The following is a 14,970-nucleotide window of genomic DNA, read 5'->3' on the forward strand; positions in this document are numbered from 1 at the left end:
TCAGAGGTGTATAAGAGACAGGCGCTGGGTTAGGGGTGGTGGAGGGTTAGCGGCACGGAGGGTCAGGGTTGGCGGAGCGTCAGGGGGAGATGACGCGGCGCCGGGGGGCGATGGCGCGGCAGAGCCAGGCGAGGGCGAGCGGGTAGCGGTAGTCGATCCCGCCGTGCCCCGCCTCGAACAGCTCGAAGTGGATCACGTCCTCCTGGACGCCGGCGTCCAGGAGCGCCTGCCGGAACGCCTGCGCGCCGACGTCCAGGAACCACTCGTCGCGCGTCCCGCCGTCGATCCAGATCGCCCGCTGCGAGCGCATCGCCTCGGCGTGCCCCGGCACCATCCGGACCGGGTCCCAGGCCAGCCAGCGGTCCCAGACGTCCTGCCGGATCGCGCCGGTCACCGGGTCGAACGGCAGCTCGGGCGTGCCGTCCTCGCGCGCGGAGTAGCACAGCGCCATGGCGAGGACGTTGAGCAGGTCCATGTCCTCGGGCCTGGTGAACGAGGCGCGGCCGTTGAAGTCGTCCCACCAGCGCCAGATGTCGCCGTCGTACTTCCGCAGATGCCGGACGCACTTGGGGAACTCGGGCATGTAGGAGTACTCGAACAGCGCGTCGCCCGCGTGCGTCGCGAAGGCGCCGAACAGGTCCGGACGCAGCATCGGCGTGATCATCGCGCCGTAGCCGCCGCTGGACTTGCCGCTGATCGCGCGGTGCTCCGGGGCGTCGAGCGTCCGGTAGCGGGCGTCCACCCACGGGACGACCTCGTCGCAGATGTAGGAGTGGTAGCGGCCCGTGCCCGGCGAGTCGACGAACTGGCTGCCGCCGTGCGCCGTCCAGGCGTCCACGAACACCACGATCGCGGGCGGGGCCTCGCCGGACGCGAACACCGCGTCCGCGGTCTCCGGGAACGGCTGCCGGTACGGCATCCGGTTGCGCCACATCTCGATGTGCCCGGTGAACCCCTGGATCGCGTACACGCTGGGGTAGCGGCGCTCCGGATCGTCGTCGTAGCCGGGCGGGACGTACACCAGGACGGGCCGCTCGTGCGGGTCGTCCAGCGGGTTGCCGCGCAGCAGCTCGCTGCTGACGACGTGCTCTTCCAGGCGGCCGGCGAGCTCGGCGGACCACGGCAGCATGCGCACTCCCTCATCGCGGATGTCTGATCATCTCGACGCTAACCCAGCCCGCCGGGCGGGGAAAATGTCCGGGGCGGGTGTCACACTTCAGCGGTCTGCCTAGTCCCACTTGATGATGGGAAAGGAGACCGAATGACCGAACACGCCGCACTACTCCGTGACCTGCACCGTCCCGGTGATCCGCTGCTGCTGCCCAACGTCTGGGACGCGGCGAGCGCCAAGACAGTCGAGGAGCTGGGGTTCCCCGCGCTCGCGACGGCCAGCGCCGCCATCGCCGCGATGCTCGGCTATCCCGACCACGAGGGCGCGCCCGCCGAGGAGATGTTCGCCGCCGCCCGGCGCGTGATCCGCGCCGCGTCCGTCCCCGTGACCGTGGACGCCGAGGCGGGGTACGGGCTGCAGCCGGGCGAGCTCGTCGCGCGCCTGCTCGCCATCGGCGCCGCGGGCTGCAACCTGGAGGACACCTATGCCGGGGAACTGGCCGAGCCGGAGACGCAGGCCGAGTACATCGCCGCCGTCCGGGCCGCCGCGGGCGACGCGCTGGTGATCAACGCGCGGGCCGACACGTTCGTCGCCAAGGCGCCGGACCCGCTCGACGCCGCGATCACCCGCGGCCGCCTGTACTTCGAGGCCGGCGCCGACTGCGTGTACCCGATCACGGCGCCGCTGGACGCCGTCCCGACCCTGGTCAAGGAGCTGCCCGGCCCTGTCAACGCGAACCAGATGCCCGGCTCGTCCCTCGCCGACCTGGCCGCCGCCGGCGTCGCGCGCGTCTCCTACGGCCCGATGCCGTACCTCCGGGCCCTGGACGCCCTGAAGGAGTTCGCAAACCGCCTCAAATCAGGCGAGAACCCCTACGCCTGATCCGGCCGCGAGGGCGTCCGTCCCGGGCGCCCTTGCCGGTCCGGATCAGCGATCGGCCGGGGTCTCGTTGTCGGGGGACTGCCGGGTGACCAGTTCGAAGTCGCCCTCGTGGCGCTCGGTGCCGGAGACGACCGCGTCCTCCAGCACCTCGGCGCCCTTGATCTGGCGGCGCATCATCGGGTCGTCGCGGACGTCCTTGGCCAGCGAGAAGCACAGCAGGATCAGCACGATCGCGAACGGCAGCGCGCCGATGAACGTGATGTTCTGGATGCCGTTCAGCGCCTTGTCCCCGCCGATCACCAGCATGATCGCGGCGACGCCGCCGGTCATCGCGCCCCAGAAGATCACGATCCAGCGGGCGGGCGAGGTCGAGCCGCGCTGCGACAGCGTCCCCATGACGATCGACGCCGCGTCCGCGCCCGACACGAAGAAGATCGCCACCAGGACCATCACCACGATCGCGGTGAGCATCTCCCACGGCAGGTTGCCGAGGACGTTGAAGGTGATCTGCTCCTCCGAGCCGTCCCCGTACGGGTCGAGGCCGTCGCGCTGCTGGCTGATCGCCGTCCCGCCGAAGATCGCGAACCAGACCAGGCTGACCACGCTCGGCACGAGGATCACCCCGGCGACGAACTGGCGGATGGTGCGGCCGCGGCTGATCCGGGCGAGGAACATGCCGACGAACGGGGACCAGGAGATCCACCACGCCCAGTAGAAGATCGTCCAGTCGGCGAGGTAGTCCTGCATCGGCTTGCCGCCGGTCGCGCCCGACCGCGACGCCATCTCGCCGAAGTCGCGGATGTACACCCCGATCGAGGTGGGCAGCAGCTCCAGGACGAACACCGTCGGCCCGACCACGAACACGAAGAACGCGAGGACGGCCGCCAGCACCATGTTGATGTTGGACAGCCACTGGATGCCGCGGGCGACGCCGGACACCGCCGACAGGATGAAGCAGATCGTCAGCACCACGATGATCAGCACGAGGATCGTCGTGCCGAGCGTCTCGATCCACCCGGCCTCCTGCATCCCGGTGCGGATCTGCAGGGCGCCGATGCCGAGCGACGCCGCCGACCCGAACAGCGTGGCGAACAGGGCCAGGATGTCGATGAGCTTGCTGACCGGGCCCGTCCCGTGCCGTCCGATCAGCGGTACGAACGCCGAGCTGATCAGCTGGCTGCGGCCGCGCCGGTAGTGCCCGTACCCGATCGCCAGCCCGAGCACGGCGTAGATCGACCACGGATGCAGCGTCCAGTGGAACATCGTCGTCGCCATCGCCGTCTCGATCGCCGGCTCGCTCTGCGACGGATCGGTCCCCGGCGGCGGCTCCACATAGTGCGTGAGCGGCTCCGCGACGCCGAAGAACATCAGCCCGATGCCCATGCCGGCGCTGAACATCATCGCGACCCACGAGACCGTCCGGAACTCCGGCTCCTCGTCCTCCTGGCCGAGCGGGATCTTGCCGTACTTGCTCAGCGCCAGCCACAACGAGAAGATCACGAACCCGGTCGCGGCGAGGACGAACAGCCAGCCCAGGTTCGCGAGCAGCCAGTCCAGGGCGGACTGCGCCGTCGAGCTGAGGTTGTCCGTCCACACCGCGCCCCAGACCACGAACGCCGCGGCCACGCCCGCGGTCAGGCCGTACACGATCCAGTCGGTGCGCGCGGGCCCCTCCTTCCGGAGGGACCCGGGCATACCGCCGGGTTCGTCGTCCCGCCCGCCGGATCCGCTCTTGAGGGTCTCCATGACCCTCACTCATTCCCCGATCACTCGCCGATCAGTTTCACGAACAAGTAATTCGTTAGCGGCGGGGAGTGATGTGGGTGGGGAGGGAGGCGAAGCCTCGGTCGTTGGAGGATCGGACGCGGCGGGCCCGGGTGATGTCGATCTCGTAGTCGGCAATCGCGGTGGTGAGTTCGGTGAGGGCTATGCGGGCCTCCAGGCGGCCGAGGTTCGCGCCCAGGCAGTGGTGGCGGCCGTTGCCGAACGCCAGGGAGGCGCTGGTGTCGCGGTCGAGGTCGAAGCGGGACGGGGCGTCGAACACGGCCGGGTCGTGGTTGGCGGAGCCGACGAGCAGTAGGACGCGTGCGTCCGCGGGGATCGTCACGTCGTGCAGGTGGACGTCCTCGGTGGTGGTGCGGGCCAGGGCCTGGGACGGCGGGTCCCAGCGCAGGGTCTCCTCGATCCAGTCCTCGATGCGTCCGGCGAACGCCTTGGCGCGCTCGTCCGGGTGCTGCCAGGCGGCGTGCCAGGCGTTGCCCAGGAGGAGCATCGTCGTTTCAATCCCGGCGCCGACGAGGAGGATAAGGACGCCGACGATCTCTTCCGGGGTGAGCCGGTCGTCGCCCTCGGCGGCGTCGATCAGGCCGGAGAGGAGGTCGTCCCTGCGCTCCCTCGCGCGCTCGATGGTCAGTTCGGTGTAGTAGCCGACGAGGGCGCCGATCGCCTGGAGCGCCTCCGGGGGAAGGTCGCCGGGAGGGGCGTCGCCTGCTTCGTCCCGGTACATGATGGCCATGCCGAGGTCGCGGACCTTGTCGCGGTCGGCCTCGGGGACGCCGACCAGCTCGGAGATCACGTCGGTGGGGAAGCGGGCGGCGAAGTCGGTCATCAGGTCGAACGAGCCGGTCTCCAGGTGCGGGCGGAGGCAGTCCCGAGCGATCTGGCGGAGTCGCGGTTCGAGTTCCTGGACGCGCTTCTGCGTGAAGGCACGCGAGACGAGGCTCCGCATCCGGGTGTGCTTCGGTGGGTCCATCGCGACGAACGAGAAGAACTTCTCGGCGTCCGGGCCCCAGAAGGCGGGCTCCAGCCGGAGGCCGTTCCTGCTGGAGAAACGGTCCGAATCCTTGAGCGCCGCGACGACGTCGGCATGCCGTGACAGCGCCCAGAAGTCGTCATTGTCGTTCCGGTAGACCGGTGACTTCTCGCGCAGTTGCGAATACACCGGGTAAGGGTCGTCCTGAATCGCAAAGTCGAATGGACTATAGAAGAGGCCCACTGCCCCGCCTTCCGTGTGAGCGATCCTTTGCGGTCCCCGCGCGTCCTCGGCGGCCTGGCGCAAGGTGCGGACCCCGGTAGTGTGAACTCCAGCGTCCCCCCTGCACAATAGGGAGTTGCGATCTTCAATTCCGCCGCGGGGGGCCGCGGCGGCGACGAATCGAGGGCATCGTGGAGGTTCCGCCGGGGATCGACCCGACCAAGGCGCACCCATCACGCCGCTACAACTACTGGCTCGGCGGGAAGGACAATTTCGCCGTCGACCGGGAGTCGGCGGGGGTCGTCGCGTCCGCGTTCCCGACCGTCGCGCTGTCCGCCCGCGAGAACCGCGCGTTCCTCAAGCGCGTGGTGACCTACCTGGCCGGTGAGGCGGGCATTCGCCAATTCCTCGACATCGGCACCGGGCTGCCGTCGGCGGGCAACGTCCACGAGGTCGCGCAGTCGATCGAGCCGACGTCCCGGATCGTCTATGTCGACAACGACCCGGTGGTCCTCGTGCACGCCCGCGCCCTGCTCACCAGCGAGCCCGCGGGCCGGACCGCCTACATCCAGGCCGACCTGCGCGACCCGGACAAGATCCTCGCGGACGCGGAACTGGCACGCACCCTGGACATGTCGCGTCCCGTGGCGCTGATGCTGGTCGCGACCATGCATTTCATCACCGACGACCACGATCCGTACGACATCGTCGCCCGGCTGCTCGCCGCGCTTCCTTCGGGCAGCCACCTCGTGATGACGCACGCGACCAAGGACCATCTGACGGCCGAGGAGTACGCCTACAGCGTGGAGGCGAACGAGCGCAGCGGCGTCCCGTTCCGGCTCCGCAGCCGCGACGAGTTCACCCGGTTCTTCGACGGGCTTGAGTTGCTTCCACCGGGTGTCACCTCGGTGGTCGAATGGCGTCCGGAGGTGCCGGAGGAGGAGCGTCCCTCTGTCGAGGACGTCTCCATGCTCTGCGCCGTCGCCCGCGTCCCCTGACTCACTTCCTCGCGTCGTTCACCGCCTGGACGAGTTCGTCGATGTCGGACGGCGTCGTCCGGTGGCTGATGACGCAGGCCCGGAGGGCGGCGCGTCCGGCCAGGCGGACGGGGCTGATCCAGGCCCGCCCGCTGCCGACGACCCGGCGGGCGAGCGCGTCGTGGTGCTCCCACGTCCCGTCGGCGGGGTCGGCGAAGCAGATCACGGGGAGCGGGGTGTCGTTGACGATCGTCCAGCCCGTGCTCTTGAGGCGCTCGCGGAGGTCGTCCGCCAGGGCGGCGTCGCGGTCGAGCTGCTCGGCGTATCCGGCGCGGCCCGCGACGGCGAGGCTGAGGAACAGCTTCAGGCCCATGAACCTCCGCGACCACTGGTGGCTGGACGTGTACGGGTCGACGGTGTCGGGGACGTCGTCCGGCATATAGGACGTCGTCACCCGGAACGTCTCCGCCAGCCCCTCGGGGTCGGTGGTCAGCAGCGCGCCCGCTCCCATCGGGACGCTCAGCCATTTGTGCGCGTCCACGGTGATCGAGTCGGCGCGCTCGATGCCGGACAGGGCCGGGCGCAGCGTGTCGGAGAGCGCGGCCGCGCCACCGTACGCGGCGTCGACGTGGAGGCGGAGCCCGAGGTCTGCGCAGAGGTCGGCCAGCTCGGGCAGCGGGTCGATCGCTCCGGCGCCCGTGGTCCCGGCGGTCGCGACGACGAGGAACGGCAGGTCGCCGTCCGCCCGGTCGGCGGCCACCCGCTCGGCCAGACGCCGGACGTCCAGCCGCAAGTCAGGCCCGGTCGGGACGAGGTGGACGGCGTCCCGCCCCAGCCCCGTGCCGTGCGCGATCTTGAGCCAGGCCAGGTGGCTCTCCGCGGACGCGTACATCACCGGACGGCCGGGCAGCCCCCGCAGACCGTCCTCGCCGTACCGGGGCCACGTCCTGGTCAGCGCCAGCAGCACGCCGGTCAGGTTCGCCTCCGCGCCGCCGCTGGTGAACGACCCGGCCACCTTCCCGGACGGGTATCCCAGCCGTCCGCCCAGGAAGCGCAGCAGATGGGCCTCGATCTCGGCGGCCGCCGGAGCGTGCGACCACGCCGCGAGCTGCGGGTTGAACGCGGCGGCCAGCGTGTCCCCGACGACGCCCATCAGCGTCGGAGTCGGGTTGAACAGGCCGAAATAGCGCGGATGCGTCGTGTGGACGGTCGTCGCGCGCAGCAACTCCGCGACGTCGTCGATCACGTCTTCGGGCGACGCCGGGCGTCCGAAGTCGTACGCGCCGACCGCGTCCCGCAACCGCCGGACGTCGACCGGCGCGCTCACGTCCCGTCCGGCGATCTCCTCGCGCTCGCGTTCCAGCAGCTCAACGACATGCCGCCACACCCGTTCGGCAGCGGCCGGGGCCGGGTCGAAGGACCCCCGCCCCACAGGGAAATCGTCCATACCCTCACTTTCACCCCACCCGAGCAGCACCCCAAGTGGCACGAACGACCATCATCGCTAAATTAGTGACATGCACAAACTCGCCGTCGCCGTGACCGAAGGCGTGCCGATCTTCGAGCTGGCCATCCCGTGCGAGGTGTTCGGGTACGAGCGGCCGGGCCTCGCCGACGGGTGGTACGACTTCCGCCTCTGCGCCCCCGCCGGGACCCGCACGGCCGCCGGATTCGCCGCCGACGCCGAGCACGGGCTCGACGCGCTGGCCGAGGCGGACACGGTCGTGATCCCCGCGTGCGCGAACGTCCTGGACGACCAGCCGTCCGACCTGGTCGAGGCGATCCGGGCCGCGCACGGCAACGGGGCCCGCATCGTGTCGCTGTGCACGGGCGCCTTCGTCCTCGCCGCCGCCGGCCTCCTGGACGGACGTCCCGCCACCACCCACTGGTTGCACGCCGACCAGCTCCGTCGCCGCTACCCGAAGGTGCGGGTGGACGCGTCCGTCCTCTACATCGACGACGGCGACATCCTGACCAGCGCGGGCACCGCCGCCGGGCTCGACCTGTGCCTGCACGTCGTCCGCGCCGACCACGGCGCCGCCGTCGCCAGCGCCCTCGCCAAACGACTCGTCATGCCCGCGCACCGCCCCGGCGGCCAGGCCCAGTACATCGACGCGCGCGTATCCGTCGACGACGCGGCCGACCTGGGCCCTCTCCTCGACTGGGCCCGGCGACGCCTCCATGAGCCCCTGACCGTCCCCGCCCTCGCCCGCCGCGCCAACGTCACCCCCCGCACCCTGATCCGCCGCTTCCACGCCACGACCGGCACGACCCCGATGGCCTGGCTCCGCGGCATCCGGATCGACCACGCCCGCGAGCTCCTGGAGACGACGTCCCTTCCCGTCGACCAGATCGCCCAACGCTCCGGCCTGGGCAGCCCGGCCAACCTCCGCCACCACTTCACCCGCGTCGTCGGCGTCCCCCCGACCGCCTACCGCCGCACCTTCTCCGGCGCCCCCCGACGCTGACCACCGCGCGGACCTCCGGTTTCGCCCGGTCGGCGGGTCAGGTGTCCCCCTTGCTGTTACGCATAAGCCGCTTTGAGGTCGTTTCCGGGCAAGGTGCGAACCCTTTGATGATCACGCTGTTCGCTTTTTGCCTGCTCAGAGAGGACCTCCATGCGTCCCAAGCCCGTCCCGGCCCTGGCGGCGGTCGTGACCGCACTGGCCGTGAACATCCCCGTCGCGGCGACCGCTCAGACCGCTCCGGAGTCCTTCTTCGGCGGCGGGCTCCCGCTGAGTGCCCGGCCGGTGACGACCACGGTGGCGCCCGGGGTGACGCTGACCTCGATGTCGCTCGGGGCCAAGGACGCCGACGACTACTGGACCGTCCACGTGTACCTTCCGGCCACGATCGACGGGCCGCTGAACAAGGCCAACACGGCGCTGGGCTCGGAAGAGATCGCCCGCCGGGTGGCCGGCGCGGTGCGGGACAAGGGGTTCGAGCCGAGGCTGGAGCGGGTCTCCGCGCCCGCGTTCGCCGATCGTCCCGCCGGGACCCTCGGCTGGACGGTCCGCGTCGGCCGGTACGCGACCGGCGCCGAGGCGTCGGCCGAGCTCTCCGCGATCCGGACCGCGGGGTTCGCGGGCGGGACGCGCTACACCGCCCAGGACGGCACCGACCGGCGGGCACCTCAGAAGGTGCACATGGTCCGCGTGGACTTCGGCGAGTTCCGCGGCACGGTCGGCACTGACTTCGGCCCGGCCCTGAACGGCACCGAGAAGCTGACCGACCTCGCCGCCGCGACGGGCGCGATCGCGGGGATCAACGCGCAGTGGTTCTACAACAGCGCGCCCGGCGGCCTCTACGTCAAGGACGGCAAGCTGATCGGCGGCGCCACCCAGGGCCGCGGCGCCATCAAGATCACCAGGGGCGGACGCTCCGTGGACGTGGACGCCTACACCGCCCACGTGACGTTGCGCGCGGGCCGGAGCACCGTCGAGATCGACGGCGTCAACCGGGTCCCGGGCGAGATCTGGAACTGCGGCGGCGTGGGCGGCGACCAGCCGACAGAGAACGCGCAGCACGACCTGAAATGCACTGACGACAGCGAACTGGTGCTGTTCACCCCCGAATGGGGTGTCCCGCCCACCGGCGCGGGCGCCGAGATCGTCCTGGACGCCCGCGACAGGGTGACGGCGGTGAACGCCTCGCGCGGCGCGGCCGTCCCTGCCGGGGGTTCCACCGTCCAGGCCACCGGCCAGAGCGCCGCCTGGCTGCTCGACCACGTCAAGCCGGGCGACCGGCTGCGGGTCAGCGAGCGCGTCGAGGACAGCCGGGGCCGCCCCGTGGCGCTGACGCGCGACACCACCATCCTTCAGGTCGGCCCCACCCTGGTCAGGAACGGGAGCGTGTCGGTGAACGCCAAGGCCGACGGGCTGATCCGCGAGGGCAGCGACCAGACGTTCACCTACAACTGGGCCCTGCGCGGCAACCCGCGCTCGATGATCGGCATGGACGGGCGCGGACGGCTCATGCTGGTCGTGGTGGACGGCCGCCAGGACGGCTACAGCGAAGGGCTCGGTATCGCCCAGACCGCCGAGCTCATGAAGCTGCTCGGCGCCCGCGAGGCGATGAACCTCGACGGCGGCGGCTCCAGCGTCCTGGTCACCCGGAGCGGCGGCATCGTGAACCGCCCGTCCGACGCGACGGGCCAACGCTCCCTCGGCAACGTCATCCTCGTCCGCCCGTAATCAGGCCGCCGCAGTAGCGTTTGAGGCACTGCCCGCTGACCCTCGGAGCGGGCAGTCTGCGGGTCGACCCGGGGCGAAACGGGTGACATCAGTGATCGGTGCCCATCTGCCGGACGTCGATGGCCGGCCTGCCGACGCCGCCTTCGTCGCATCGGTCCGCGAGACCAGTCAGGCGCTCGTCAGGCTCGACATCGAGCATGGCGGAAGGGACATCCTTCCGATGGCGCTGCGCGCCTTCCGCGCCGCCGGTCGCAGGCTCGGCAGCGGTGCCTACCTGCCTGCCGTCGAGCGCGACCTGATCGCGGCGACGGGGGAGGCGGGTGAGGTCGCCGCGTGGCTGGCTTACGACGCCGACCGGCAGGACGTCTCGCGGCAGGTCATCCACGCGGCCCTGATGATGTCCCGGCAAGCTGGTGACCGCGACATGGAGCTGTTCGAGTTGTCGCATCAGGCGATGCAGTCGGTCCATCTGCACCGGCCCGTCGAGGCGCTGCGGATCACCCAAGGTCTTTTGGACGCCGAAATGCCGCCCAGGGTCGCGGCTCTGCTCACCATCCGCGAGGGTCGCGCGCTCGCCCAACTCGGCCAGGCGAACAGCGCGCTCGCCGCGCTGGCGAAGGCGCGGTCGTCGCTGTCGGACGGTGTCACCGCGCGGGACCCGTCCTGGACGTGGTGGATCGATGACGCCGAGGTGCTCTGGCACACCGGCATGGCCCGCGCCGAGCTCGGCGACTGGACGGCGGCGGTGCCCCTGCTGCGCCGTTCGGCCGAGCTGCGGTCGGGTCGACGGGGCCGCTACAACGACCTCGTGCACCTTCTCAACGCGCTCGCGCATGTAGGCGACTGGCGCGAGGCCGAGCCGGTCCTGACGGAGGTCGCGAGCATGATGGACGAGGTGGGCTCGACCCGTACGACGAACCTCCTGCGCAGGGTGCTGGCCCGGATCGTCCAGGCTGCCGCGCCTTCAACCGTCGCCGACATGGCCGGCGCGACGCTCCGGCGAAATGTGTAGAACGCGTCCATTGTCCGGTGCTAAATGATCTGCTCGGCCGGCTTTTCGGATCTGTCTTTTCAGTCGACCTTGATTGGGGTCATGGCCTGTCCGTAGTCGAATCCCGCTTTTTCGGGTTCGGTGTCGTGGCGGATATGGGATGCTCGCCCACGCATGTCACCCGCTCGCGCCGGCTCGTGGTGCGCGTCGAGTGGTGGCCCGGTCCTGACCAAGCAGCGGGTTTGGCGCGAATATGATGAGACCAAGATCTCGTGTCGGGCGCAGTGCCCGTCAGACAATGGGTTCCAGTGCTCGTGCCCATGACCGTCCGGGTATGCCCAAACGTTTTCGCAGGGCGGCCTGGGGAGTGGTCGTGGCGGTGCTGTTGGCCGTCACCACCAACTCTCTCACCGGCGTCTTCTCGACGGGACTTCGATCCGTGACGGAGCGCCTGACCGGTGGAAAGTCATTGTCGGTTCATTCGAAACCGTACATCACTCCCTGTGGTAGCAGTTGGGTGATCCCGGATCGGAAACCCACTCCGGAGCCATCGAAGATGCCTTCCTCGGCGCTGCGGTCGCAAGAGACGATGGAGACCTGGCTCCGCCGCAACAAAGCCGTGGACGCGGGCGAGACCACGGTCGAATTGACCCTCCGGGGCAGGTCGGGCACCGCGCTCGTGCTCAAAGAGATACGAGTCAGAATCGTGGAGCGGCGGGCACCCGTACCGGCCATGGCGATCAATAACGGATGCGGGGGCGATCCACTGCCGCCGCGCCTTTACGAGGTGGATCTCGATGCCGCCCGGCCCGTCGCTCGGCCCGTCCCAGACGGCGGGGATCTCCATGGGGCCCCGGCCGCGCCGTTTCCGTACAAGGTGACGAACGCCGATCCGGAGGTCATCCGGGTGGTGGCCTCGACGGACGGCTACGACTGTCGCTGGACGCTTGAGCTGGTGTACGTCGACGGCGACAAGGAACTCGTCAAAGTGATAGACGATCACGGCAAGCCCTTTCGGACCATCGGCGCCGCGAAAAAGCCGGCCGCGGGGAAGAACTAGCGATGTCGACGAGCCGATACACGCGTCCACTGGTCGTGGTGGCGGTTACGGACCTGCTCCTCGCCGTGACGTTCGGCAACCCGTGGACGGCGAAATGGGCGCTGACGTGGCACTTCGAGGGCGGAGGGTCGCTCGCCGAACAGGCCGCCCAGGTGTTCCTTTTCTCGGCCTGGGGGGCGGAGGAGAACTGGGAGCTGGCTCAGCCGTCAGAGCACTGGCGCATCGGGATACTGCTCCGCCTCCTCGCCTTCTTGATTCTTCACCTGTGGGTCGTGCGCTGGTTCGCAAGGAGGGCCGCTTTCGGTTCCCGCCCCAGCTGGGTATTCGAACGCTCCGCGGTGTGGGTATTCGGACCGGCCGTCGGAGCCCTCGCCGGACTCGCCGTGGTCATACCGGATGCATTCGACGGGTCCGTCACCGACGAGGAACGGGGGCTGTTACGACTCGCCGCCGTCTACTCCGTCGAACGCGGAGCGTACTGGGGGCTTTTCTCCGGCGCCATATGCTGGATCGTCCTGACGATCTTTTCGTGGTTCGCTTACCGCCGCGGGGAGGTCGTGAGCCCGGGTGCCGCGAACGGTGACCGTCCGGTGCCCCGCCTTACCGGGTGCCTGCCCGTTCTCCTCGTTCCGGCCTTCGCGATGTTCGCTGCCGCCGCAGTCGCCTTCGTGGCAGGATCGGCCGCGATCGACGAGGCAGGTGACTCCAAGGAATCACACTATCCGACCGCGCATGGGCGCCTCGCGGTGCTCGTCTCTCATCTGCACTGGCCGACCCATAATCAGGACGACGGCTCTACCGGGCTTCAAGCGACGGTGCCCACCGTCGCGTTGACGATGTACCTGGTGATGGTTTTCGGGCTGCTGATGACGAGACTCGGAGAATACGGTGACAAAAAGCGGCCGTCGTCAGCTCAGTATCCTCCGGCGCTGCCGCTGACAAGTCCCGATACGGTTGCCGCCTCGCCCGGGTTGATCGCTTTCGCCAAGGGCTGGCACGCGGCCATCTGGGCGGCGATCCTCGCCGCAGTGGCCACCGCGGAGATGAACACACTGATCAGCATCGTGACGCCCGTGGCCCCCGGTGGGGAACGAGGGATCAATATCCTGGCGAGAGAATTCGTCGCGGAGCTGCCCGGCGCCGCCGCGTACGCGGCTCTTCTCGGATGGGTGCCGGCCATTGCCGTCCTCCTCGCCGCCCGCCTCCTACGGGGTCTTCGCAGCCTGCTCGATGACGATGAAGACGCCGACGGCGACGGCGAGACTGAGGAGCCGGCCGACGTAGCCCACAACGAAAAGGTCGCTGAGCAGAGCAATACTGACGGCGACCTGCCTGAACGAGACGACTAAGACGGCCCGGTGTGGCGGGTTATCAGGTTGGCCAGGGCCTTGGGGGACTCCAGCTCGATCACGTGGCCCAGGTCTGGGAGCAGGACTAGTTCCGAACGGGGTAGGGATTCGGAGATTGGGCGGGCGTGGTGTTCGGCTGGGGCCACCTTGTCGGCTGTGCCGCAGACGACCAGGGTGCGGGCTTGGATGTGGGGGGTGTAGGTGAGGATGTCGCCGCTAGCCAGGGCGTGGGCGGCTTGCATGTAGGCGGCCGGGTCCAGGGCTCGGGTTGCCTCCTTGGCCGCATTGAGGGGGCCCGGCGCGTTGCCTGCGATCAGGTGGGGGGCTCGGGTCTCCGCCATGCGTTCGGGGCCCAGGGCTATCAGGTCGGCGCGGGCGGTCAGTTCCGCTTGGCGGGTTTGTGGTGTTCGGCCCGCGCCGGTAGCCGGGGCGGCCAGGAGTAGGGACTCGACCCGGGCGGGGTGGGCGGCGGCCATTGCGGCGACTATCAGAGCGCCCAGGGAACTGCCCACCAAGTGCCAGCTCGGGAGGGCTAGGCGGTCTAGGAAGGCGACCAGGGCGGTGGCGTAGTCGGTGACTGTCGGGTGGGCGGTGGTTAGTGGGGCCGAGCCGCCGTAGCCGGGCAGGTTCGGGGCGATCCCCTGGTGGGTGGGGGCCAGCAGGTCGAGGACGTCGCGGAACGCGTCCGCGTTGGAGCCGATGCCGTGCAGGCACACCACGGCAGGGGCACCGGGAGGCCCCGTCCGGACGTACGTGAACGGCTCGTCGCTCACTTGTGGAGGCTTTCGCGCAGGAAGCCGATGACGTTGACCGACGAGTTGGCGATGTGCGAGTACATGGCGGCGTAGGCGGCCTGCGCGTCCTCCTGGACGATGGCCGCCAGCAGCGCCCCGTGCTCGGCGTAGGAGTTCTTCATCCGGTCGTTCGTGATGTAGAACTGCGGCACCCGGAACGGCGCCGTGCGGTGCCGCAGCCCGCGCACGATCTCGTACAGGGCGTGGTTGCGGCTGCCCTGGTAGATCGCGTTGTGGATCTGCTCGTTCAGCCGCGCGTAGCCTTCGTGGTCGCCCGCGGTGACGTACGACTCCGACTCCTCGTGGAGCAGCTCCAGCCGCCGCCGGTCGATCACCGTGAGCCGTACCGCGCACAGCCGCGCGCACAGCGCCTCGATCTCGGCGAACGCCTCGAAGAGCTCCTCCAGCTGGTCGGAGTCGATCTCGGCGACCCAGGTGCCCCGGTTGGGGCGGATCTCGACCAGCCCAGTGCCGCTGAGCTCGCGCAGCGCGTCGCGCACCGGCGTGCGGGACACGTTGAACTGATCGGCGAGCTGCAGTTCCTCCAGCCGCTGCCCCGGTCTGAGCCGGCCGGAGACGATGTCCTCCGCGATCCGCTGCCGGATTTCCTCCGACCTAGTCCCAGCGATGTGGACCATC

At 69.9% G+C, this 14,970-nt stretch carries 13 protein-coding genes; 7 read left to right on the top strand and 6 right to left on the bottom strand.

The window, feature by feature from the left end; genetic code table 11:
* Window positions 1-79: 79 nt before the first annotated feature.
* Entirely contained in the window at window positions 80-1,129 is a 1,050-nt protein-coding gene (locus E1287_RS23535) for an alpha/beta hydrolase-fold protein (protein WP_131967219.1), read from the bottom strand.
* Window positions 1,130-1,261: 132 nt separating this feature from the next.
* On the opposite strand from E1287_RS23535, the gene E1287_RS23540 reads away from it, so the two are divergent.
* Window positions 1,262-1,993, top strand: a complete 732-nt coding sequence (locus tag E1287_RS23540; protein WP_131967220.1) for an isocitrate lyase/phosphoenolpyruvate mutase family protein — start codon at window positions 1,262-1,264, stop codon at window positions 1,991-1,993.
* Window positions 1,994-2,038: 45 nt separating this feature from the next.
* Here the strand turns inward: E1287_RS23540 and E1287_RS23545 are convergent, their stop codons facing one another.
* Window positions 2,039-3,739, bottom strand: coding sequence for a BCCT family transporter (locus E1287_RS23545; RefSeq protein WP_131967221.1), 1,701 nt, complete (start codon window positions 3,737-3,739; stop codon window positions 2,039-2,041).
* Window positions 3,740-3,794: 55 nt separating this feature from the next.
* Window positions 3,795-4,934, bottom strand: coding sequence for a cytochrome P450 (locus E1287_RS23550; RefSeq protein WP_243719365.1), 1,140 nt, complete (start codon window positions 4,932-4,934; stop codon window positions 3,795-3,797).
* 224 nt (window positions 4,935-5,158) lie between these two features.
* Here E1287_RS23550 and E1287_RS23555 point away from each other — a divergent pair, with 224 nt between their 5' ends.
* Window positions 5,159-5,965, top strand: coding sequence for an SAM-dependent methyltransferase (locus E1287_RS23555; RefSeq protein WP_243719367.1), 807 nt, complete (start codon window positions 5,159-5,161; stop codon window positions 5,963-5,965).
* A gap of 1 nt (window position 5,966) precedes the next feature.
* Here the strand turns inward: E1287_RS23555 and E1287_RS23560 are convergent, their stop codons facing one another.
* Window positions 5,967-7,391: a pyridoxal-dependent decarboxylase gene (locus tag E1287_RS23560; RefSeq protein WP_131967223.1), complete on the bottom strand. Its 1,425-nt coding sequence runs from the start codon at window positions 7,389-7,391 to the stop codon at window positions 5,967-5,969.
* A 70-nt stretch (window positions 7,392-7,461) separates the two neighbouring features.
* Here E1287_RS23560 and E1287_RS23565 point away from each other — a divergent pair, with 70 nt between their 5' ends.
* From E1287_RS23565 to E1287_RS23585, 5 genes are all read left to right on the top strand, one after another.
* Window positions 7,462-8,412, top strand: a complete 951-nt coding sequence (locus E1287_RS23565) for a helix-turn-helix domain-containing protein (RefSeq protein ID WP_131967224.1) — start codon at window positions 7,462-7,464, stop codon at window positions 8,410-8,412.
* A 150-nt stretch (window positions 8,413-8,562) separates the two neighbouring features.
* Complete coding sequence (locus E1287_RS23570; RefSeq protein ID WP_131967225.1) at window positions 8,563-10,137, top strand: phosphodiester glycosidase family protein; 1,575 nt, start codon at window positions 8,563-8,565, stop codon at window positions 10,135-10,137.
* A 91-nt stretch (window positions 10,138-10,228) separates the two neighbouring features.
* A complete protein-coding gene (locus E1287_RS23575) occupies window positions 10,229-11,149 on the top strand; it encodes a hypothetical protein (RefSeq protein WP_131967226.1) in 921 nt (306 codons plus the stop codon).
* A gap of 352 nt (window positions 11,150-11,501) precedes the next feature.
* Complete coding sequence (locus tag E1287_RS23580; RefSeq protein WP_131967227.1) at window positions 11,502-12,188, top strand: hypothetical protein; 687 nt, start codon at window positions 11,502-11,504, stop codon at window positions 12,186-12,188.
* A 2-nt stretch (window positions 12,189-12,190) separates the two neighbouring features.
* Window positions 12,191-13,537 (top strand): hypothetical protein, encoded by a 1,347-nt coding sequence (locus tag E1287_RS23585; protein WP_131967228.1) that lies wholly within the window; start codon window positions 12,191-12,193, stop codon window positions 13,535-13,537.
* Here the strand turns inward: E1287_RS23585 and E1287_RS23590 are convergent.
* Entirely contained in the window at window positions 13,534-14,310 is a 777-nt protein-coding gene (locus E1287_RS23590; protein WP_131967229.1) for an alpha/beta hydrolase, read from the bottom strand. The two genes, E1287_RS23585 and E1287_RS23590, sit on opposite strands and share 4 nt — an antisense overlap.
* Window positions 14,307-14,969 carry a GntR family transcriptional regulator gene (locus E1287_RS23595; protein WP_131967230.1) on the bottom strand — a complete coding sequence of 221 codons (663 nt, stop codon included), beginning with the start codon at window positions 14,967-14,969 and terminating at the stop codon, window positions 14,307-14,309. Before E1287_RS23595 ends, E1287_RS23590 begins: the two co-directional genes overlap by 4 nt.
* Between the last annotated feature and the right edge of the window lies 1 nt (window position 14,970).

It is taken from the genome of Actinomadura sp. KC06 (assembly GCF_004348735.1).
Lineage (GTDB): Bacteria > Actinomycetota > Actinomycetes > Streptosporangiales > Streptosporangiaceae > Spirillospora.